Origin of the sequence: Streptomyces sp. AA4 (assembly GCF_000158875.1) — a bacterium.
Lineage (GTDB): Bacteria > Actinomycetota > Actinomycetes > Mycobacteriales > Pseudonocardiaceae > Amycolatopsis.
Genome location: NZ_GG657746.1, coordinates 7701075 through 7721668 on the forward strand (window position 1 = coordinate 7701075; position 20594 = coordinate 7721668).

The 20594-nt window shown below is 69.7% G+C and carries 20 protein-coding genes; 10 read left to right on the top strand and 10 right to left on the bottom strand.

What is annotated here, in order from left to right; genetic code table 11:
* Positions 1–96: 96 nt before the first annotated feature.
* Entirely contained in the window at positions 97–894 is a 798-nt protein-coding gene (locus SSMG_RS44020) for a hypothetical protein (RefSeq protein ID WP_009084044.1), read from the bottom strand.
* Positions 895–1050: 156 nt separating this feature from the next.
* Here SSMG_RS44020 and SSMG_RS35090 point away from each other — a divergent pair, with 156 nt between their 5' ends.
* Positions 1051–1995: a threonine/serine dehydratase gene (locus SSMG_RS35090; protein WP_009084045.1), complete on the top strand. Its 945-nt coding sequence runs from the start codon at positions 1051–1053 to the stop codon at positions 1993–1995.
* Between the two features lie 506 nt (positions 1996–2501).
* Here SSMG_RS35090 and SSMG_RS35095 read toward each other — a convergent pair.
* Complete coding sequence (locus SSMG_RS35095) at positions 2502–3170, bottom strand: SDR family NAD(P)-dependent oxidoreductase (RefSeq protein ID WP_009084049.1); 669 nt, start codon at positions 3168–3170, stop codon at positions 2502–2504.
* 87 nt (positions 3171–3257) lie between these two features.
* On the opposite strand from SSMG_RS35095, the gene SSMG_RS35100 reads away from it, so the two are divergent.
* The gene (locus SSMG_RS35100) at positions 3258–3686 is read left to right on the top strand and encodes a MarR family winged helix-turn-helix transcriptional regulator (protein ID WP_009084051.1); all 429 of its coding nucleotides are present in this window, start codon (positions 3258–3260) and stop codon (positions 3684–3686) included.
* Positions 3687–3690: 4 nt separating this feature from the next.
* Here SSMG_RS35100 and SSMG_RS35105 read toward each other — a convergent pair whose 3' ends face one another.
* The gene (locus tag SSMG_RS35105; protein ID WP_009084053.1) at positions 3691–5178 is read right to left on the bottom strand and encodes an MFS transporter; all 1488 of its coding nucleotides are present in this window, start codon (positions 5176–5178) and stop codon (positions 3691–3693) included.
* A 4-nt stretch (positions 5179–5182) separates the two neighbouring features.
* Positions 5183–5932 (bottom strand): GntR family transcriptional regulator, encoded by a 750-nt coding sequence (locus SSMG_RS35110; protein WP_009084055.1) that lies wholly within the window; start codon positions 5930–5932, stop codon positions 5183–5185.
* Positions 5933–6084: 152 nt separating this feature from the next.
* On the opposite strand from SSMG_RS35110, the gene SSMG_RS35115 reads away from it, so the two are divergent.
* Positions 6085–7131, top strand: coding sequence for an SIS domain-containing protein (locus tag SSMG_RS35115; RefSeq protein WP_009084058.1), 1047 nt, complete (start codon positions 6085–6087; stop codon positions 7129–7131).
* The gene (locus SSMG_RS35120; protein ID WP_009084060.1) at positions 7128–8090 is read left to right on the top strand and encodes an N-acetylglucosamine kinase; all 963 of its coding nucleotides are present in this window, start codon (positions 7128–7130) and stop codon (positions 8088–8090) included. The genes SSMG_RS35115 and SSMG_RS35120 overlap by 4 nt, the downstream gene beginning before the upstream one ends.
* Before the next feature lie 90 nt (positions 8091–8180).
* Here SSMG_RS35120 and SSMG_RS35125 read toward each other — a convergent pair whose 3' ends face one another.
* Positions 8181–8864 carry a DUF3159 domain-containing protein gene (locus SSMG_RS35125; protein ID WP_009084061.1) on the bottom strand — a complete coding sequence of 228 codons (684 nt, stop codon included), beginning with the start codon at positions 8862–8864 and terminating at the stop codon, positions 8181–8183.
* Between the two features lie 276 nt (positions 8865–9140).
* On the opposite strand from SSMG_RS35125, the gene SSMG_RS35130 reads away from it, so the two are divergent.
* From SSMG_RS35130 to SSMG_RS35155, 6 genes are all read left to right on the top strand, one after another.
* On the top strand, positions 9141–9968 hold the full coding sequence (locus tag SSMG_RS35130; protein WP_009084063.1) for an SGNH/GDSL hydrolase family protein: 828 nt from the start codon (positions 9141–9143) through the stop codon (positions 9966–9968).
* Between the two features lie 147 nt (positions 9969–10115).
* On the top strand, positions 10116–10844 hold the full coding sequence (locus SSMG_RS35135; RefSeq protein ID WP_037715880.1) for an OmpA family protein: 729 nt from the start codon (positions 10116–10118) through the stop codon (positions 10842–10844).
* A gap of 6 nt (positions 10845–10850) precedes the next feature.
* The gene (locus SSMG_RS35140; RefSeq protein WP_009084067.1) at positions 10851–11303 is read left to right on the top strand and encodes a LapA family protein; all 453 of its coding nucleotides are present in this window, start codon (positions 10851–10853) and stop codon (positions 11301–11303) included.
* Positions 11304–11374: 71 nt separating this feature from the next.
* Entirely contained in the window at positions 11375–11851 is a 477-nt protein-coding gene (locus SSMG_RS35145; protein ID WP_009084069.1) for a hypothetical protein, read from the top strand.
* Positions 11848–12732 (top strand): hypothetical protein, encoded by an 885-nt coding sequence (locus SSMG_RS35150; RefSeq protein WP_037718527.1) that lies wholly within the window; start codon positions 11848–11850, stop codon positions 12730–12732. The genes SSMG_RS35145 and SSMG_RS35150 overlap by 4 nt, the downstream gene beginning before the upstream one ends.
* Before the next feature lie 234 nt (positions 12733–12966).
* A complete protein-coding gene (locus SSMG_RS35155) occupies positions 12967–13638 on the top strand; it encodes a hypothetical protein (RefSeq protein WP_009084072.1) in 672 nt (223 codons plus the stop codon).
* A 448-nt stretch (positions 13639–14086) separates the two neighbouring features.
* Here SSMG_RS35155 and SSMG_RS35160 read toward each other — a convergent pair whose 3' ends face one another.
* The 5 genes from SSMG_RS35160 to ectA all read right to left on the bottom strand — a co-directional run bounded on the left by SSMG_RS35160 (position 14087) and on the right by ectA (position 20382).
* Positions 14087–16840, bottom strand: a complete 2754-nt coding sequence (locus tag SSMG_RS35160; RefSeq protein ID WP_037715882.1) for an AfsR/SARP family transcriptional regulator — start codon at positions 16838–16840, stop codon at positions 14087–14089.
* Between the two features lie 362 nt (positions 16841–17202).
* Positions 17203–18096 (bottom strand): ectoine hydroxylase, encoded by an 894-nt coding sequence (gene thpD / locus SSMG_RS35165; protein WP_199786077.1) that lies wholly within the window; start codon positions 18094–18096, stop codon positions 17203–17205.
* A gap of 75 nt (positions 18097–18171) precedes the next feature.
* Entirely contained in the window at positions 18172–18564 is a 393-nt protein-coding gene (locus SSMG_RS35170) for an ectoine synthase (protein WP_009084077.1), read from the bottom strand.
* Between the two features lie 31 nt (positions 18565–18595).
* On the bottom strand, positions 18596–19846 hold the full coding sequence (ectB, locus tag SSMG_RS35175; RefSeq protein ID WP_009084079.1) for a diaminobutyrate--2-oxoglutarate transaminase: 1251 nt from the start codon (positions 19844–19846) through the stop codon (positions 18596–18598).
* A 41-nt stretch (positions 19847–19887) separates the two neighbouring features.
* Positions 19888–20382, bottom strand: a complete 495-nt coding sequence (gene ectA / locus SSMG_RS35180; protein WP_009084081.1) for a diaminobutyrate acetyltransferase — start codon at positions 20380–20382, stop codon at positions 19888–19890.
* Positions 20383–20594 lie beyond the last annotated feature (212 nt).

The following is a 20594-nucleotide window of genomic DNA, read 5'->3' on the forward strand; positions in this document are numbered from 1 at the left end:
TCTTTCCCGCCTTGACAAGCACCCCCGAACCGTCAGCACACTTGGCTTCGGGGTGCCTCACGCAACCCCTCAGCAATGTCGCCGCCAGGCGACGAGCTACTCATTCGCATTAGACGGAACCCCAGGCGCAGTAGGAGTCTGACTCCCACTAGGCGCCTGAGAAGAAGTACTAGGCTTCGAAGACGAAGACGGCGCCTGACTCTGCTCCGTAGCCCGCGAAGACGGCGGCGGCGCACTAGGCGTAGTCGTCGGCGAAGACGTCGGCCCCACCGACCGAGACCCCCCACCAGACGGCACCTGCGGCTCAGTACTAGGCGAATTGTCCGGATGCTCGTCCCGCTGCTGACTGGTGTCCGGCGGCCGAGGAATCAACCCGGTCGACACATTCCCCTTGGTAGTCCAGTCCAGCCCCAGCAAAACCGCCAACGCCACCACAAAAGCCACCCCGGAAGAGCCGATGATCAACGGCCACCGCATCTTCCGAAGCTTCTCCCCGAACCCCTCGTCCTTCTCCGGCTCGGTAGCCCGCAACCGAACCGTAGGCATGTTCGCCAGATCAGCGGCAGGCACGTGCACCGTCGCCGCGTCCCCCGGCGCCGATTCGCGCACCGCGTCCACCGGCACCCGCACCGGCACCATCCCGCCGCGACTGCGCCGGGCAGCCGTTTCCATCGCCTTCCGGGCGGCATCACGAGTGCGCTGCAAAGACCGCAGGTACAACTCGCCGCCGACGGTGCTGACCACACTGGCCACCCCGGCGCCGATGACTGTCCCCGCGACCCCCAGCGTCGAACCCAGCAACGCGGCGGTGACCGCCGCGAGTGCCGCGGCGAGCACCGAGGTCATCCGGAGTTTCTTCTTGTCCTCCGGGGTTTCCTTCTGCTCCTCGCTCATGATCCCGTTCTGATCGTTTTCCCAGCCGTTGTTCCCTGTTTCTTCAACGGTTAAGTCGTCCGAGACGCTCCCTTCGTTGCCCGGGCGTGAGGGACGCCACGTTGACTGTCCACAATGGATAAACTAAAGCTCACACTTTCCTGACATACTCGCCTCATGCACCTCGTGACGATCTCCGACATCGAAACCGCGGCCGGACGGCTGAAGGGCACCGCGGTGCACACCCCGCTGCTGCGCCAGCTCTGGGTTCCCGGCGAATTCTGGGTGAAACCCGAGAGCCTGCAACCGATCGGCGCGTTCAAGATCCGCGGCGCGTACAACGCGATCGCCGCGCTGTCCGACGCCGAACGGGAACGCGGCGTGGTCGCGTATTCGAGCGGCAACCACGCGCAAGCGGTCGCCTACGCCGCGCGCGAATTCAGGATCCCGGCGGTGATCGTGGTGCCGGACGTCACGCCGCGGCTGAAGGTCGAGGCCACCCTTCGCTGGGGCGCGGAAGTCCGCGAAGTGCCGATCGCGGAACGGGAATCGGCGGCGCTCGCCCTCGCCGAGGAACGCGGTCTCACGCTGATCCCGCCGTTCGACCACCCGGACATCATCGCCGGACAGGGCACCGTCGGCCTGGAGATCGCCGAGGACCTGCCGGACGTCGAGACCGTGCTGGTCCCGATCAGCGGCGGCGGCTTCGCCTCCGGGGTCGGCACCGCGATCAAGGCGAAATGCCCGAACGCGAAGGTCTACGGCGTCGAACCGGAACTGGCCGCCGACACCGCCGCCAGCCTCGCCGCGGGCGAAATCGTGGACTGGCCCATCACCGACCGCGCCCGCACCATCGCGGACGGCCTGCGCGCGCAACCGTCCGAGCTGACGTTCGCCCACCTGCGGCGCGTCCTGGACGGCGTCATCACCGTGACCGAGGACGAAATCCGCGACACCGTCCGGGCACTGGCCCGGCAAGGCCGCCTGGTCACGGAACCCAGCGGCGCCACCGCTCCGGCCGCCTACCTGCACCACGCCGACGAACTTCCGGGCGGACGCACCGTCGCGATCGTCTCCGGCGGCAACATCGACCCGGCGATGCTGGCCGAACTGCTCGCCTAACCCGGCCTGATGCCACGTTGGGCGCTCAGCTCACGCGCCGCCGCGCACGCGCCTCCGCCGAAGGCGGCGGGGGCAAGGGTGACGCACCCAACGCGGCATTGGGTGCGTCAGATGCACCCAAAGCGGCGTTCGGTGCGCCGCACGCACCAATGTGGCATTGGGTGCGTCCCATGCACCCAACGCGGCGTTCGGTGCGTCCCACGCACCCAAAGTGGCATTGGGTGCGTCACATGCACCCAAAGTGGCATTCGGTGCGTCACACGCACCCAACGCGGGGTTCGGTGCGTCCCGTGCACCCAACGCGGCGTTCGGTGCGTCGCATGCACCCAAAGTGGCTTTGGGTGCCTCGCATGCACCCAAAGCGGCATTCGGTGCGTCCCATGCACCCAAAGCGGCATTCGGTGCGTCCCATGCACCCAAAGTGGCTTTGGGTGCCTCGCATGCACCCAAAGCGGCGTTCGGTGCGTCAGATGCACCCAAAGTGGCATTGGGGCGGGAAAGGCCGCTCACCAGTTGACGGTCTGCCCCGCCCGGTCCAGATAGTGCAGCCCGCCCTTGCCCGCCCACGCCTCGATCGTGTCGGCGACGCCGGGGATGCTCTCGTCGATCGTCAGCCGCGCACCCGGGCCGCCCAGGTCCGTTTTCACCCAGCCCGGAGCCATGAGCAACAGGGTCCGCGGGTCGTCGGCGTGCCGGGCGGCGTAGCTGCGCATGAGCTGGTTCAGCGCGGACTTGCTCGCCCGGTAGACCTCGAAGCCGCCGTTCGTGTTGTCGGCGATGCTGCCCTGGCCGGACGACATCACGCCGATGGTGCCCGTCGGCGCAACCAGGTCCTGCAGAGTCTCGACGGCGCGCATCGGGCTGAGCGCGTTGGTCACCATGACGCGAGTGAAGTCCTCGGTGGACACGTCGGCCAAGGTCGCCGCGGGGTCGGTCGTGTAGTTGGTCCCGGCGTTGACGAAGAGCAGGTCGAACGTCGACCCGGCCAGCCGTTCGCGCAGCGCCGCGACCTGGTCGGGCGCCGCGATGTCGACGGTCTCCACCGTCAGCCCGGCCAGCTCGTGCAGCGGCGACGGCGTGCGCTCGGTCGCGGTGACCTGCCAGCCCCGGCCGAGGAACTCGGCGGCCAGCGCGTAGCCCAGCCCGCGCGAGGCCCCGATGATCAATGCCTGCATGACCGCTCCTTAGCTATCAATTGATAGCTAACCTACGCCGCCGCGGAGATACCTGTCAAACGATAGGTATTGGGCTACGCTGGCCGGATGAAAGACGAACGGCTCTTCGAGCTGGCCGACCTGATCCTCGCGGTGGCCCGGCACATCAACGCCGCCAAGGAAGCCAACGCCGAGTCGGGGACGCCGCTGGAAGGAGCGGTGATGCGGTTCGTCGACCGCCACCCGGGAACCACGGTCAACGCCGCGGCCGAGGCGACGCAGATGATCTCCAGCAACGTCAGCAGAGCCGTCCGCGGGCTGGAGAACAAGGGCCTGCTGCGCCGGGAAGCCGACCCGGACGACGCCCGACGGGTGCGTCTCTACCCCACGCCGAAAGCCGCGGAGAACCTGCAGAAGTTGCGCGACACCTGGTCCAGCTTGCTCGACGGGACCTTCACGGACACCGGAGAGCTCGACACCGTGATCAAGACGCTGCAAGGCATCGAGACCCGGCTAGTCGCCCGATCCCGCCGCTGACCGATCAGCGATGCCCACCCGGATGGACGTGCGTCGGCGGCCCTTCCACCCCGCAGTGCAGGCAATCCCCGGGATGCGGCGAATCGTCCGCCTCGGCGGCGCCCAGCACCCCGTTGTGAATTCCTAACGCGATCAGCCCGCCGACAATCGCCAGCACCGCGCAGATCACCAGCGCGGTCTGCCATCCCGCCGTCAACGCGGTCGGATCGCGGTAAGCCGAACCCGTCAGACCCGCCGCGGCAGGCAGCACCGCCACCGCCAGAAGTCCACCCGATCGGGCGATCGCATTGTTGACCCCGGACGCGACCCCGGCGTACCGGTCCGGCGCGGCGGCCAGCACCGTCGCGGTTACCGGAGCGACCACAGTGGCCAGTCCCAGCCCGAAGACCACCACGGCGGGCAGCACCGACCCGAGGTACGACGACCCCGGTCCGACCCGCGTCAGCAACAACATTCCGACGCCGACCACGATCGGCCCGACCACCAGCTGCAGCCGCGGCCCGATCCGCTGCGCGAGCGCGCCTGATCGACCGGAGAGCAGCAACATGATCACCGTGATCGGCAATCCGGCCAGCCCGGCCAGCGTCGGCGAATAACCCAGCGACACTTGAAGCTGCAGAACCAGCAGCATCATCACGCCGCCGAGCGCCGCGTAGACCACGAACGTCAGCGCGTTCGACAGCGTGAACGTCCGGTCGCGGAACAGCGAAGGCGGCACCAGCGGTTCGGCGGCCCGGTGCTGGAGCCAGAGAAACAACCCAAGCCCGATGACGCCGACCGCCAAGGCGAGCACCACGACCGGGTCACCAATCCCGCGCACTGGCGCCTCGACCAGCGCTCCGGTCACCCCGGCGAGCCCGAGCGCGCCGACCACCGCGGCGGCGTAATCCGGGTGCCCGGTCGCCGACGTATCGCGCGATTCGGGCACGAACCGCCGCGCCATCAGCACGACGACCACCGCGAGCGGCAGGTTGATCAAGAACGCCAGCCGCCACGACCACGCCTGCACCAGCAGTCCGCCGAGCAGCGGCCCGACCGCCGCGGCGATGCCGCCGAGCCCGGACCACGAGCCGATCGCCCGGGCCCGGTCCTCGTGCGAGAACGACGACTGCAGGATCGCCAGCGACCCCGGCGTCAGCAACGCCCCTCCGATGCCCTGCAGCACGCGGAACAGCACGAGCAGTTCGGTCGACGGCGCCGCCGCGCACAGCCCGGACGCGAGCCCGAACCACACGACGCCGATCAGGTACACCCGCCGCCTGCCGTAGCGGTCGCCGAGCGACCCGGCGACCAGGATCAGCGCGGCCAGCGCCAGCAGGTAGCCGTCGAGAATCCACTGCAGACCCGCGACCGACGCGCCCAGCTCCTCGCCGATCCGGGGCAGCGCGACGTTCACGATCGTGCCGTCGAGCATCGCCATCCCCGAACCGAGGATGGTCGTCCAGAGCACGCCGCGAGCCGCGGGCGTGCCCCAGCGGATGTCGGCGCGCACGCGGTCAGGGAAGCAGCGTGGTGACGAACTTGTACCGGTCGCCGCGATAGACCGCGCGGGCGAACTCGACCGGTTTGCCGTCGGTGGCGAACGAATGCCGGGTCAGCATCATCACCGGCATGCCGACGTCCGCGCCGAGGATCTCCGCTTCCTGCGGCCCGGCGAGCGACGTCTCGATGGTCTCCTCCGCGCGCTCCAGCTCGACGCCGTAATGCTCGCGCAGCACCGCGTACAGCGAACCGCCCGCGGTGATGTGCTTGCGCAGCCCGCGGAACCGGCCGAGCGGCAGGTGCGTGGTCTCGAGCGCCATCGGCTGGCCGTCGGCGAGCCGGAGCCGGCGCAGCCGCAGGATCTTCGCGCCGTTGCGCAGCTGCAGCAGCTTCGTCATCTCGCCCTCGACCGGCAGCTCCTCGAGCTCCAGCAGCTGGGACGACGGCTTCAGGCCCTGCTTGCGCATGTCCTCGGTATAAGAGGACAGCTGCAGCCGCTGCGCGAGCTTCGGCTCGGCGGCGAACGTGCCCTTGCCCTGGACGCGGTGCAGTCTTCCCTCGGCGGTGAGATCCGCCAGCGCCTGGCGCACGGTGGTGCGCGAAACGGTGAACTCGCCCGCCAGCGCCCGCTCGGTCGGGATCGGCGATCCCGGCGGCAGTGCGTCGAGCAGGTCCAGCAGATGCTGCTTCAGCGCCCAGTACTTGGGTTCGCGCTGCCCTCGCGCAGCAGTCCCCGCCTCGCTCGCGGGGGGTGTCTCCAGCATGCCCGGCTCCCTCAGTCTTCCCACATTAAACGCGCCACTGCCCCGTGAGGAAACGTACCCTTCTCCCGACGCCCTCCGCCCGGCTAGCATTGGTCTAGACCTGACCGGACGCCGCTCAGCACACCGGGACCCCCGTCCCGGCGGAGAGGAAAGTGATGACCCAACTACGTCCCGGCGAGCACATGGCCGCGGAAATCTCGGAGCAGCCCAGCGTTCTCGCCGGGCTGGTCGAGCGGCGGTCCGGCATCGCGGAAGTGGCGGAAAAGATTTCACAGAACCCGCCGCGGTTCGCCCTGCTCGCCGCTCGCGGTTCGAGCGACCACGGCGCGCTGTACGCGAAATACCTGATCGAGGTACTCCTGGGCCTCCCGGCCGGGCTCGTGTCGCCGTCCACCGCGACGCTTTACGGCGCTCGGCCGGACCTGCGCGACGTGCTCTTCATCACCGTCAGCCAGAGCGGCGGTTCGCCCGACCTGATCGAGGTCACCGAGGCCGCCCGGCGGCAGGGCGCGCTGACCGTGTCGGTCACCAACACCCCGGACTCGCCGCTGCGCGCGGCTTCGGAGCTGGGCGTGGACATCGGCGCCGGGGTCGAGAAGGCGGTCGCGGCGACCAAGACGTACTCCGCGACGCTGATGGCGCTGTACCTCTTCATCGACGCGATCCGCGGCGGCAAGGGAGAGGACGCCGAGAAGATCGGCGAACTGGCCCAGCAGACGCTCGACGGAGCCGTCGAAGGCGTGCAGCGCGCGGTAGACCGTTATCGCTTTGTCGACCGCGTGCTCACCACCGGCCGCGGCTACTCCTACGCCAGCGCGCTCGAAGCGTCGTTGAAGCTGGCCGAGACGAGCTACCTCGCGGCCCGCGCGTACAGCGGCGCGGACCTGCTGCACGGTCCGGTCGCGGCGGTCGACGGCGAGACCGCCGTGCTCGCCGCCACCAGCCTCGGTCGCGGCGGCGAGGCCATGCGCGAGGTGCTCGAAGCGGTCGGCGAGCGCGGCGCGGACGTGCTCGCGGTCGGCTCGGCGGCGAACGACGTGCCCGCCGCCCTGCGCATCCCGGTCGCCCCGACCGTCGAGGAATTGGCTCCAGTGCTGGAAATCCTGCCGATCCAGCGGATCGCGCTCGGGCTGTCGCTCGCGCGCGGCGGCAACCCGGACAACCCGCGCGGTCTGCTGAAGGTGACCAAGACCCGGTGAGCCTCGTAGTAGGCGTGGACGCCGGCGGCACGTCGACGCGAGCGATCGCGCTCGACGCCGCCGGCGTCGTCCGCGGCACCGGGGCGGCGACGGGCGCGAACCCGAACTCGCATCCGCCCGCGGAGGCGGCGGCCCGGATCGCCGGGGCCATCGAGTCCGCAGTGGACGGACGCACCGACGTGCTCGGCGTCGTGGTCGGCATGGCGGGCGAGAGCAAGCTGTCCGACCCGGCGGTCGCCGCGGAGTTCGCCGCGGCGTGGGAGCGGATCGGGCTCGGCGGCCGGGTCCGCACGACCGGCGACGCAGAAGTGGCCTACGCGTCCGCGACGGCCGAACCGGACGGCACCGTGCTCGTCGCGGGCACCGGCTCGATCGCCGGGCGCATCCGCGGCCGCCGGATGGTCGCCACCGCGGGCGGCCACGGCTGGCTGCTCGGCGACGAAGGCTCCGGTTTCTGGCTCGGCCGCGAAGCCGTGCGCGCGACTCTCGCCGCGCTCGAAGGCGACGGTCCGCTCGACGGATTGGCCGAGGCAGTCCTCGCCGAAGCGTTCGGACCGTCCGCAGTGGACCGGTCCGACCGCTTCGCGGTCATGTGGTCGCTGGTGACCCATGCCAATGCGGAACCGCCGGTCCGGCTCGCCCGGTACGCGCCGCTGGTGAGTGCCGCCGCGGCCGCCGGAGAGCCGGTCGCGGAGGAAATCGTCGCGCGGGGCGCCCGGCATCTCGTGCGCGTCGCTCGCGCCACGCGCGAGCCGGGAGAAAAAACTCCAATCGTGCTCGTCGGCAGCGTGCTGGCCGAAAACAGCCCGGTCGGGGCTCGCGTGCGGGCCGAATTCGCCGATCTCGACGTTCTGACCAGCTCTGATGGCGTGCTCGGCGCGGCGTGGCTCGCGGCGGTGGGAGCGTGGGGCGAGGACACCCCGCGACCATCCCGACGGGTGAATGCCACCAAAACTTGAGCGGAAGAGTCGAAACCGTCGACTCAACCCCTCCGGTCCGGGTACCGTAGGAACCGGCCCCCGGACCCTCCCCCCTCGCCGGGGGCCGCCTTAACTTCCGGGTCCGGTTTCGGACTCGCCCGCACCCGGGTCTTTCGCCAGGCGAAGGCCCGGGTGTTCTGCTGGAAGGCTCCGGTAGAGGACCCAGCCGCTGACCGCGACGGTCGCGGCCACCAGCGGCCACGAGAGCACGGTGCGCGCCACTCCGAGCGCCACCACCTGCCCGGTCCACCACAACAGTCCGTACACGACCACTCGCAGCAGGTACTGCAGCACCCACACGCCGCTCGCCCACGAGTACGCGCGCAGCAGGGCCGGATCGCGCCGCCAGCGGGTCTTCTGCCCGAGCAGCAAGCCCACGATCACGCCGAGCAACGGCCAGCGGACCGCGATGCTCGCCGCGAACAGCAGCGCGCTCGCCGCGTTCGAGAACAGCTGCAGCAGGAAGAAGTCCTCGGCACGGCCGGTGTGCATCGCGATCAGCGCGGCGATCACCACCGCGGCGAGGCTCACCACCACCGCGCGCGCCTTGTCCCCGCGCAGCAGCCGGTACGCGCCCAGCAGCACGGCGACGCCGATCGCGACGCCCGCTCCCCAGGCGATCGACTGGCCGGAAACGAGCCAGCCGACGACGAACGCGGCGGGCGGGATGCTGGCGTCGATCGCTCCTCGCCGCCCGCCGAGGATCTGCGTGAGCGACTCCCGCGCCGGCCCCTTCGCAGTCTCGTCTGTCACAGCTTCCAGCCTGCCGCAACTCGCGGCGGACCCCCAGGTCGGGAGACCTACCCCACAACCGCGCCCGGCAGCCCCCGGTACGTGAGGTTCGTCCCGGTGAAAATGCCGTAATAGGGAGGCGGAAACCCCCGACAAGGTAAGAGACTGTGACATCCGGCTGAACCGGTCGTGGCCGGCGGGAAGGATATGGGGATATCCGACTGTTAGTTGGGGTGTACAACTAGGTCCGGGACTTCACGGGGACAGGCGCGCACCAGCGGGAAAGGGGAACCCAGCGTGTACGGGATCAACAGCTACGTAGCCATCGGGGACAGCTTCACCGAGGGCCTCAACGACCATCGGGGCGACGGGACGTTCCGGGGCTGGGCCGACCGGCTCGCCGAGATGCTGGCGGGCGACGAGCCCGGCTTCCAGTACGCGAACCTGTCGCTGCGCGGCAAGATGCTCGACGAGATCATGGACGAGCAGCTCCCGATCGCGCTCGAGCTGAAGCCCGACCTGGTCACCCTGTGCGCGGGCGGCAACGACGTGATCGTGCCGGGGGCGGACGTCGACGCCATCGCGGAGCGCTTCGAAGCGGGGGTGGCGAAGCTGCGCGCGGCCGGGATCCCGGTGGTGATCTTCAACGGGCCGGACACCAAGACGCTGTCGGTGATGAGCGTGCTGCGCGGCAAGGTCGCGATCTACAACACGCACCTGTGGGCGATCGCGGCCCGGCACGGCGCGAAGATGGTCGACCTGTGGACGATGGAGCCGCTGCACGACCGTCGCGCGTGGAGCGACGACCGGCTGCACTTCACCCCGGACGCGCACCGCCGGATCGCGCTGCTCACCGCCGAGGTCCTCGGCGTCCCGGTCACCGAGGACTGGCGCGAGCCGTACCCGCCGAGCACCGAGCCGGCCACCTGGATCACGTCGCGGCGGTCGGACCTGGCGTGGACCAAGGTGCACCTGCTGCCGTGGATCCGCCGCCAGCTGCGCGGCGAGTCCATGGGCGACGGGCTGTCGCCGAAGCGCCCGGAACTGGCTCCGCTCGTGCCGCTCGTGCCGGACGACCCGGCGAGCATCAGCATCGACGTGCGGGGCAACGCGACCGCCTCCTGAACGCCGTCCCCCGACAGTGCCGGCACCGGTCACCACCGGTGCCGGCACTGTCGTCAGAGCCACCCGAACGGCGGTCTTCACCAGGTCGCCAAGCGGACCGGCCCGGCATAGGGTCCTGTTATGTCCGGTGCACGAGGGTGGCTTCGCTTGATCCCCGTCGCAGTGGTGGTCACGGCCCTGCTCGCGGGCCTGGCGACGTGGCTGCAGGGCAGCGGAATCCAGGACGACCTCGCCGCGCGAGCACGCTCCGCCCTCGACGCGGCGGGCCTGCGCGGCGGCGAGGTGAAGTTCTCCGGACGGCAGGCGACCCTCGAAGGGTTCCCGGCCGAGGAAGCCGGTCGCGCGCTCGGCATCGTGCAGGGCGTCGACGGGGTCGAATCCGCGCAAGCCTCCGGCGGCGCCGGGCCGGCGCAGCCCGCGCCGTCGCCCTCGCCCGAACCGTCGACGGCGCCGCCGGCCAGCCCGCCGCCGAGTTCGTCCGCCCCGCCGCCCGCGCCGCCGACCGACCGCGACGGGATCCAGGCCGAACTGGACCGCAGGCTCGCGGCCGCGCCGATCACCTTCGAACCGGACACCGCACAGCTCACCGATCAAGGCGAGCAGGCCGCGCGCGATCTCGCGCCGCTGCTGCGGGACGCCCCGGACAACTTCCGCTACCGCCTCGTCGGCCGGGTCGCCGACGGTCCGGGCGGACGCAGCGCCGCGCTGAAGCTTTCCCGCAACCGGGCGCTGACCGTGATCCGGTTGCTGATCCGCGAGGACGTGCCGCCCGACCGTTTGCTGGCGGTGGCCAGCGCGGGCGGTTCGGGCACCGGCGCGGACGACAACGGGGGCGACAGCGACCGGCGGGTCGAGATCACAGTGGAACAGAGGTGATGGCGGATGCTCTGGCTCTTCGGGCAGATCTGGCTGTGGCTGCTCGTCTCGTTCCTGCTCGGGGCGGCGGTCATGTGGCTGTTCACGCGGGCCGCCCGGCCGAAGGCCGAAGCGGAGGCGCAGCCGTACCGGCCCGCGGCCGTTCCCGCCGAGGCCCCGGCCGAGGAGACCCGGCACATCCCGCCGGCGAACCCGTACGAGGACTACGAGGACTACGAGGAACCGGCGTACCCGCACTACGAGGACCAGCCGGAGCGCGTCTACAACGACTATCCGGAAGTCGACCCGGACGAGCCGTACCACGGGCAGCACGCGACGCACGATTCCGCCGGGCATCCGCTGCCCGATCCCGAGCCGCGGCTGTCCGGCGAACTGAGCTGGCCCGAGGACGACCGGCGGAGTCCGCACTGGCCGCACGACGACGAACCCGCGCCCCGGCGACCTGGACGCAGTGGCTGACACCCACCTGGTAGATTCGGCTACGCACGGTAAGCGGGCGCCGAGGGCCCCGGACGACGTCAGGAGGTCCGATGGCGCTTCCGCACTGGACGCCACAGAACCTGCTCCCGCCCGGCCGCCATCACGCCGACCTCGCCGACGTCTACGAGCGCCTGGTCTACGACGCGCCGCACCAGAACGAGCGCGAGATCCTCTTCAGCGCGCTCAACAGCTACCTCGGGGTCGCGCAGCGGGTGATCACGTCCGGGCGGGCCTGGCTCGGCGGCGCGTTCGTCACCCGCACGGCGCATCCGCCGCGCGGGCTCGACGTGGTGCTGCTGCCGGACGAATGGGGCGCGTTGAAGCGGCTTGACGACAGCGGCCGCACCGCGCTGTACGGCCTGCTGACGCTGCGCGGCATCATCGTCGGGCAGCCCGCGATGTACCTCGACCAGATCCAGCCGGTCGGCGGCATGCTCGACGGCTTCCTGTGCCGTCCCGGCGACGAGGACGTGTGGGAATCGGTGTGGGCCGAAGGCGGCAGAGGCATCCCGGAGATGGTGTGGTGAGGAACGAGTTCCGGCGGATCGCCGACGAGATCCCCGGCGGCACGTGGCTGGACGACCTCGCGCGCGCCTCGGCGATGGCGGCGAACGCGAAGTTCGAGCGCACCTGCCGCGCGCCGCTGCTGCACGTGTCGGTGATCGGCGAAACGCACATCGACGCGTACACCTTCTCCGACATCAGCCGCGCGTTGCAGGACGCGACGGCGAAGATCGGGCACATCATCCGCAACCCGTCGAACGAGGTCACCTTCGTTCAGCAGGCGGACCGGGACAAGGCCCCGCTGATCCAGAAAGGACAGGCGGGCAACGCGATCTTCTTCGGTTTCCCGGAACCGGCGGTCGACGACGCGCTGATCCACGACGGCATCGAAACGCTGTCCGAGCGCGCGGTGAAGGAACTCTGCGATTTCCTGCCCGCCAACGGTTCCGACGACGGCGCGCTCGACGCGGTGCTGCTGCAGCGCGACACGGTGCGCAACGCGGTCAGCGACGTCGTCAACGCGGTCAGCAAGCACGCCGGCATCGGGATGGCGCTCACGCCGACCGCGGGCGAGCAGGTGACCCGGAGCATGACCACCGAGCAGGCGCGGGTGCTGCAGGGCAGCCTGCGCGAGTCCCGCGAGGCGGTCGGCTACGAGACGGTGACCGGACGCCTCGACGGCGTGCGCACCCGGCGGCGGATTTTCTACCTCGAGCGGGAATCGGGCGGAACCATTCAGGGCGCGGTCGCCCCGGATCTGCTCGACCAGATCAAAGAAAACCTCGATCGGCCGGTGACCGCGCGGTTGCGCGTAGTGCGCACGACGACGATCGACGGACGCCGCGGCAGGCCGGTGCACGAACTTCTCGAGATCACTCCGGAAGTCAGTCTTTTCGATCACTGAATGGCGCGCGGAGTGCCGTGTCGCCAGGTCAGAGCCGTCGGCGAGCACGTCCGCTCTTCGGAATCACGCTGCCTTTTCCGGGCAGTAAATGGCACCGCTTCACGCAATCCGGTGGGAAATGACCCCGAATGCCCGGACGCGGTAAATGGATGACATTGTCACTCGATAACGATTATTCCAACTTCGCGGGCATCTGCGTTAGCGTCTTCGCCATCCGAGGCGGAAGAGGCACGCATGACGACCGAGCAGCGGTACCCGGCCGCACCCGCGCGACACACCAGGACCACTGCTCGCCCTGGTCCGCACCGTCCGCCCCGGCAGGAGCCGTCCCGGAGGCAGGCCAACTGGCCCGGCGGCCTCGCGGTCGCTCTCGGACTGGCCGCGGCGGGCGTCGCGTTCCTGCCGGATTGGGGTTTCCTCGCGTGGCCGCTCGCCGGACTCGGACTCGCCGGAGGAATTGCGGGAATCGTACTTTCCTCCAAAGGCACAATGCGCGGATTGGGTGTCGCGCTCACCGGAACGACGCTTTCCGCGCTGGCCGCCCTGCTGTGCGGCGCGATGCTGCTGTACCCGTCGATGTTCGGCACCGCGCGGGCGGGCGAACTGCACATCCCGCCGCAGCCGGGCGAGAAGCATTCGGTCGACTTCGTGGTGACCTCGGCGGGCGGCGCGACGGTCCGCTACGGCACGCTGAACGACCAGCGCACCGCCTCCACCCCGCCGAGCACCGACGACTGGCACGGGCACGCCTCCTACGACGGCGGCAGGCCGGTCCTCTCGCTCACCGCGGACACCGCGAACGCGGGCGTGACCAACCAGATCAGCTGCCAGATCATCGTCGACGGCAAGAAGGTCGCCGAAAGCAGCGGCAGCTCGATCGCGCTCTGCACCTCGAACGTCGAATAGAGCCTGGCGGCCGGCCGGCCTACCCCCATCTCGGCCGGCCAACCGCCACCGAACCGCTCCTGGCGGCTCTTCCAGGTCCGCGCGATACCGCCGCGGTCCCGTCGCCGGCTTCACAGCCTGCCCCTCCCCTAGGGCTCCGCCAGCGTCGCGGCCGACCCTACGCGCGCTGACCGCCGGATGGCTAAGAATCCGCTAAGCGGACGCGATTATTACCACGTTGACCTGCGAAAACACAGCTGAACATTGTACAAGAGCACGGCCCGCCGACTGCCCGCTCACTCCAGGTCGGATGCCAGGGACTCGAGCCGCGAGTACGTGATGGGAACCCTGACGGAATCAGAGTCCCTCAGGGTGGCCCTCACGCACAACACAGCCGCCGCCGCTCCGGCCGTATGCGTCACGCTCGGCTTAAGCCCCTGGCATAGGTCGCGGAACGAGTTGCGGACCGCTATTGATCTCCCAGCTCGGCCGCTTCCTTCCGCACGTCCTCCACCTGCCGGGGATTCATCCGCTCGTACAACGCCACCGCCCGCCGGTACTCCTCCCGCGCCGCACCCAGCCGTTCCTGACCCCGCAGGATCCGCGCCAAAGTCACCCGCAGAATGCCCTCCTGCAACTCGAACTGCCGAGAGACCGCCAGCGCCACCGCCTCCCTCGCGTAGCGTTCCGCGGCCTCCAGGTCGCCGATGTCCAGGTGCAGTTCGGCGAGGTTGTTCAGCGAAACCACGGCATAGCTGTCGTCGCCGAGCCGGCGGTCTATTTCCAGCGACGCCAGCTGATGCGTGATCGCCTCGACCGGACGGCCTGCGCGCTTTTCCGTCTCGGCGCAGTTGTTGAGCGCCTGGCCGCGCAGTTCGAGGTCGCCGGTGCGTTCGGTTTCCGCGACCGCCTCCAGCAGCCGTTCGATCGCCTCCGAATAGCGCCCGAGCAGGGTCAGCACGCTGCCGAGGTGGATTTTGGCGACGATGAGCGAGCGGCCGTCGAGCCGGGTGGCCAGGCCGACCGCGCGTTCGGCGTCGGAAATGCTGCCCTCGGAAAGCTCGAAGGTGAGCGCGATGGCGCAGCGGGAGATCAGCATCCAGCACTGGCCGAGCGGTTCGTTCGCGGCCTCGGCGGCGGCGAGCCCGAGGTCGACCAGCCGGATCCATTCCTCGTACAGCGGGCAGACGACCCGGTAGGTGTGCGCGACCCGGGCGAGCCGCCAGACGTCGGCGTAGCGGCCGTCGGCGTGGGCGGCGTCCAGCACGGCCAGCAGGTTCGGCCATTCCGCGGCGAACCAGTCCTGGGCCTCGGCGAAGGTTTCCAGCGGCGGCAGCGCCTCGGGCGGCACGAGGCCGGTGAGGTCGAGCGGGTCGACGATGCGCAGCATCTTCCGCCGCGCGGTGTCGGAGGCGGCCTGGTGGTAGCGGATCGCCCGGTCGAGCACCGCCGCGCGTTCTGCCGGGTCCAGTTCGGTTTCCGCCAGCTCCCGCAGATACAGCCGGACGAGGTCGTGCGGGGCGAAGGCGTCGCGCGAAGTCTCCGCGATCAGGTTGTGCGCGGCCAGCGTGCGAAGTTCGCGGCGAGCCTGCTCCACCGGGATCTCCGCGATGGCCGCCGTCAGGTGCGGACCGGTGTGCCGGGCGGGCACCGCGCCCAGCCGCAGCAGCGTCCGGGCGAGTCCTTCCGGCAGGCCGCGGAACGAGACGTCGAACGCGGCCCGCACGCCGTCGTCGGCCCCGGTGACGTCCAGCCCGGCCAGCCGGGTGCGTTCGTTGCCGAGTTCCCCGACGAGGTCCTTGAGTGTCCACTGTGGACTAGCGGCGAGCCGGGCCCCGGCGATCCGCAGTGCGAGCGGCAGGTAGCCGCACAGCCGGGCCAGCGCGTGGTTGAGGTCGAAGTCCGCGGGCCCGGCCAACTCCTCGATCACGCTCACCGCGGCCTCCGGTGCGAGGGTGCCGAGCACGCGCAGCTTCGCCGCGTGGGACACCGCCAGCGCTTCCAGCCGCGACCGGCTGGTCACCACCGTCATCGACCGGGCACCCGGCGGGAGCAACGGACGCACCTGTTCGGCCGAACGCGCGTCGTCGAGCAGCACGAGCATGCGCCGTCCGGCGATCAGCGACCGGTACAACGCGACACGTTCGTGCGAATGCTCCGGCACCTCGTCCGCGGGAACACCCAGCCCGAGCAGGAACTGCGACAGCAGATCGCCCGGTTCCAGCGGCGGGTGATGCGGATCGAACCCTTGCAGCGCCGCGTACAGCACGCCGTCCGGGAACAGCCGGGCCGCGCGGTGCGCCCACCAGATCACCAGCGCGCTCTTGCCGACCCCGGCGGTGCCGGACACGATCACCGTGCTGTCGCCGCGTTCAGCGAGCCCGTCGAGCCATTCCACCTCCGCCTCGCGCCCGGCCAGCGTCGGCAGCGCGGGCGGCAGCTGAGACGGCGCGACGGCCTGCTCCGGAACCGCGCTCTCGTGCGCGGCGAGATCGTCGTTGAGCACCCGCTCGTGCAGCGAACGCAGATCCGCGCCGGGTTCGACGCCGAGCGAACCGAGCGTGGCCCGCGAGACGGTGCGGTACAGCTCGAGCGCCTCCCCGCGCCGCCCGGCGTGGTAGAGCGCGCGCATCAGCTGGGCGGCGGTGCGTTCGGCGAGCGGGTCCGCCCGGACGAGCGGGCTCAGCTCCACGATCAGCTCGTCGTAGCGGCCGAGGTCGAGATCCGCGTTGACCCGGGCGTAGCGGATCGCGCGCCGCAGCTCGTCCAATTCGGGCGCGCGTACCGACTCGGGCACGCCGGACAGCGTCGGCCCCTGCCACAGCGCGAGGGCCTCGGCGAGCAGCTTCGAGGCGTTCTCCGGCGATTCCAGCGCGGCCTGGTCCAGCAGCGCCCGGGCCCGGTGCGCGTCGATCCGGTCCGGGGAGAGGGAAAGCTGGTAGCCCGGCGGGCGGGTGCTGATCTCGGCGACCGGATCGGCCATCTCCCGCAGCAGCCGGCGCAATTGCGACACGTTGCCGTGCACGATGGTGCGGGCCGTGGCGGGCGGATCGTGCCCCCACAGCGCGTCGATGATCTCCTCGAGCGGCACCACCGTGCCCACGCGCAGCGCGAGCAGCGCCAGCAGCCCTCGCACCCCGGGGCCGCCGACGGGAACCGCTTGGCTGCCGTCGAGCAGCCGCACCGGGCCGAGCAGTTCGACCCGCGCGCCGGCATCGGCCATGCTTGCGCGCACCTCCCAGGCTCTCCCCCAGCCAGACAGGTCAACTTACCGTCAGCGGCAGCCCGCAGAAACCGCTCTTTCGTGAATTCCGGCCCGGAAAAGACGAGTCCGGCCCCGCACCATCAGTCCCGATCTGATGGGTGCGGGGCCGGACTCAATGATCGTCGGCCGGGCCGCCAGGGGGCGCGGTCCACCCGTGCATCGCGGCCGTCCGCCCGCGGTTCGGGGGGCTCACCCCGAGCAAGAACCCGGACCGCCGCGGACAACCAAGCCCCCGCAGACGAACTGCGAGGTGGCGACAACGTAACAGGGCGCACATTCTTCGTTACGAGCGACCCGCCGGTTGGCCAAGGTGTCGCTGGTCACCGCGTGATCGGGGCGGAGTTGCGCCCCGCGATGAACGACGGCCGCGGCTCGCCCGCCGCGAACGGCTGCTGCAGCGCGTTGTCCACGCTGTTGAACACCAGGAAGATGTTCGACCGCGGATACGGCGTGATGTTGTTCGACGAGCCGTGCATGATGTTCGAGTCGAACCACAGCGCCGAACCGGCCGAACCGGTGAACTGCTCGATGCCGTGGTCGGCGGCGAGCTTCGTGATGTCGTCCGGCGACGGCACGCCCACCCGCTGGTCCTTGAGCGAGCTCTTGTAGTTGGACTCCGGGGTCTCGCCGACGCACTGCACGAACGTGCGCTGCGAACCCGGCATGACCATGAGCCCGCCGTTGTACGGGTAGTTGTCGGTGAGCGCGATCGAGCAGCTCACCGCGCGCGGCGACGGCATGCCGTCCTCCGCGTGCCAGGTCTCGAAATCGGAATGCCAGTAGAAGCCGGTGCCCTTGAAGCCCGGCATGTAGTTGATCCGGCTCTGGTGGATGTAGACGTCGGAGCCGAGGATCTGCCGCGCCCAGTCGAGCACGCGGGGATCGCGCACCAGCTCGGCGATCAGGCCGGAGATCTCGTGCACGTCGAAGATCGACCGGACCTCGCCGGTCCGGGCCTCGGTGATCACGCGTTCGTCGTCGCGCAGCTTCTCGTCCGAGGACAGCCGCACGACCTCCTGCCAGTACGTCTGGACCTCACCGGGCGAGAGCAGTCCGTCCACGACCGTGTAGCCCTTGGCATCGTGGTTCGCCAGGGTCGCGGCGTCGATCGGGCCGTCGGCCTCGGTACCCCACACCGTGGGGTGCACGCGCGGAAGATGATCCGGCGTACCGGTGATCCGGGTCGGGTAACCGTCTTCGACCCGGGTGTCCATGATCGTCACAGTGGCTCGCCTCCAGTTCTTCTGGCGTTTCTTCTTTCTCGGGGTGGTGGTGGGAGTGGCGCCGGATCAGGAGTCTTCGGTGACGAGCGGGTAGACCCCGTTCTCGTCGTGCACCTCGCGGCCGGTGACCGGCGGGTTGAACACGCACACGCACTTGATCTCGGTCTTCGGGCGGACCTGGTGCTTGTCGTGGTCGTTCAGCAGGTACAGCGTGCCCGGCTTGAGCGGGTGCACCTCGCCGGTGGCGAGGTCCTCGATCTCGCCCTCGCCGGAGGTGATGAAAACGGCCTCGATGTGGTTGGCGTACCAGAAGTCGTTCACCGTGCCCGCGTACAGCGTCGTCTCGTGCACCGAGAAGCCGACGCCCTCCTTCGCGAGGATGATGCGCTTGCTGCGCCAGTTCGGGGTCTTGATGTCAGCGTCGGTGTCGGTGATCTCGTCGAGCGTGCGGACCAGCAAGTGAACGGCTCCTTCTTGTTCTTCGGGGTGGTTACTTGAGAACGGCGGCGATGGACTCGGAGATGATCGCGAGCCCCTCGCTCAGTTCCTCGTCGGTGAGGGTGAGCGGCGGCAGCAGCTTCATCACCTCGCCGTCCGGGCCGGAGGTCTCCATCAGCAGGCCGCGGTCGAAGGCTTCCTTGCAGACCGCGCCGGCCAGCTCGCCGTTCGCGAACTCCAGACCGCGCGCCAGGCCGCGGCCCTTCGCGACGAGGTTCGCCTCCGGGTAGCTCTCCACGATGTCCTTGAACGTGCTCGCGATGCGCTCGCCCTTGGCCTTGGTCGACTTCTCCAGCTCGTCGTCGCTCCAGTACACGCGCAGCGCCTCGGTCGCGGTGACGAACGCCGGGCTGATCCCGCGGAACGTGCCGTTGTGCTCGCCCGGCTCCCACACGTCCAGCTCCGGCTTGATCAGCGTGAGCGCCATCGGCAGGCCGTAGCCGCCGATCGACTTCGACAGGCACACGATGTCCGGCGAGATGCCGGCGTCCTCGAAGCTGAAGAACGGGCCGGTGCGGCCGCAGCCCATCTGCACGTCGTCGAGGATGAGCAGGATGTTGTGCCGCTTGCACAGGTCGTCGAGGCCCTTGAGCCATTCCAGGCGCGCGGCGTTGATGCCGCCCTCGCCCTGCACGCCCTCCACGATCACCGCGGCGGGCTCGTTCAGGCCGCTGCCGGAGTCCTCGAGCAGCTTCTCGAAGTACATGAAGTCCGGCATCGCGCCGTCGAAGTACTTGTCGTAGGGCATCGGCGTGGCGTGCACCAGCGGGACGCCCGCGCCGCCGCGCTTCATCGAGTTCCCGGTGACCGACAGCGCGCCGAGCGTCATGCCGTGGAACGCGTTGGTGAAGTTGATGACCGATTCCTTGCCGGTCACCTTCCGCGCCAGCTTCAGCGCGGCCTCCACCGCGTTCGCGCCGCCGGGACCGGGGAAGACGACCTTGTAGTCCAGCTCGCGCGGCGTCAGGATCTTCTCCCGGAACGTCTCCAGGAAGTCCCGCTTCGCGACGGTGAACATGTCCAGCGCGTGCGTGACGCCGTCACGCTGGAGGTAGTCGATCAGCGCCTTCTTCAGATGCGGGTTGTTGTGCCCGTAGTTCAGCGCGCCGGCGCCGGCGAAGAAGTCGAGGTACGGCTTCCCGTCCTCGCTGTAGATCCGGCTGCCCTGCGCGCGGTCGAAGACGACCGGCCATCCCCGGCTGTAACTGCGGACTTCGGATTCGAGCTCTTCGAAGATGCTCATGACGATTTCTTTCGCTCCTACTCGGCGAAATTGACGGGTTATTAGCGGCGCAACGGCCCGATGCGGTAAAGATCCTCGGGTTCGTGCGCCTCCCCCTGCGGAAAATCAGCGACTTCGAACAACCGGCGGTGTTCCAGATCCGCGTTCCAGCGCTTCGCGAACGACTCGAAGAGGCGGATGGACGCCGCGTTGTCCGGAGTGATCGTGGTTTCCAGGTACCGCACGCCCTCGCCGACCAGACGCGTGTACAGGCTGTCCAGCAACTGCCCGGCCAGGCCTTTCCCGCGTTGCGACGCGTCGACCGCGACCTGCCACACGAGCGCGACGTCCGGCGCGGACGGCCTTCGGTAAGCGATCACGAATCCGACTGGCTCGCCGTCGACGCGGGCCACGACCGAGGTGTCCGCGAAATCCTTGCACCACAACAGGTACGCATACGGCGAGTTGAGATCAAGCTTCTGCGAATCGCGTGCGATTCGCCAGAGAGCGGCACCATCGGCCTTGGTCGGGGATTCGATCAAGTGCTTTCCGGACATACTTTGGAAACGTAACAGAGAATTTTCCCGCCGCCAGCGAGCCATGCCACGTCCACCCCCCTCACCAGGGACGACGCGGATACCCCGGTGAGGAGTCCCACAAACATGTTTAGCCAGGCTGAGTTCTGGGCATGCCGTGCGTCTGGGCCGCACACCTTCGGTATGCGGCCTGTGTCTCCCGACCATGGGCCTTCGCGGGCCGGACCGCAACT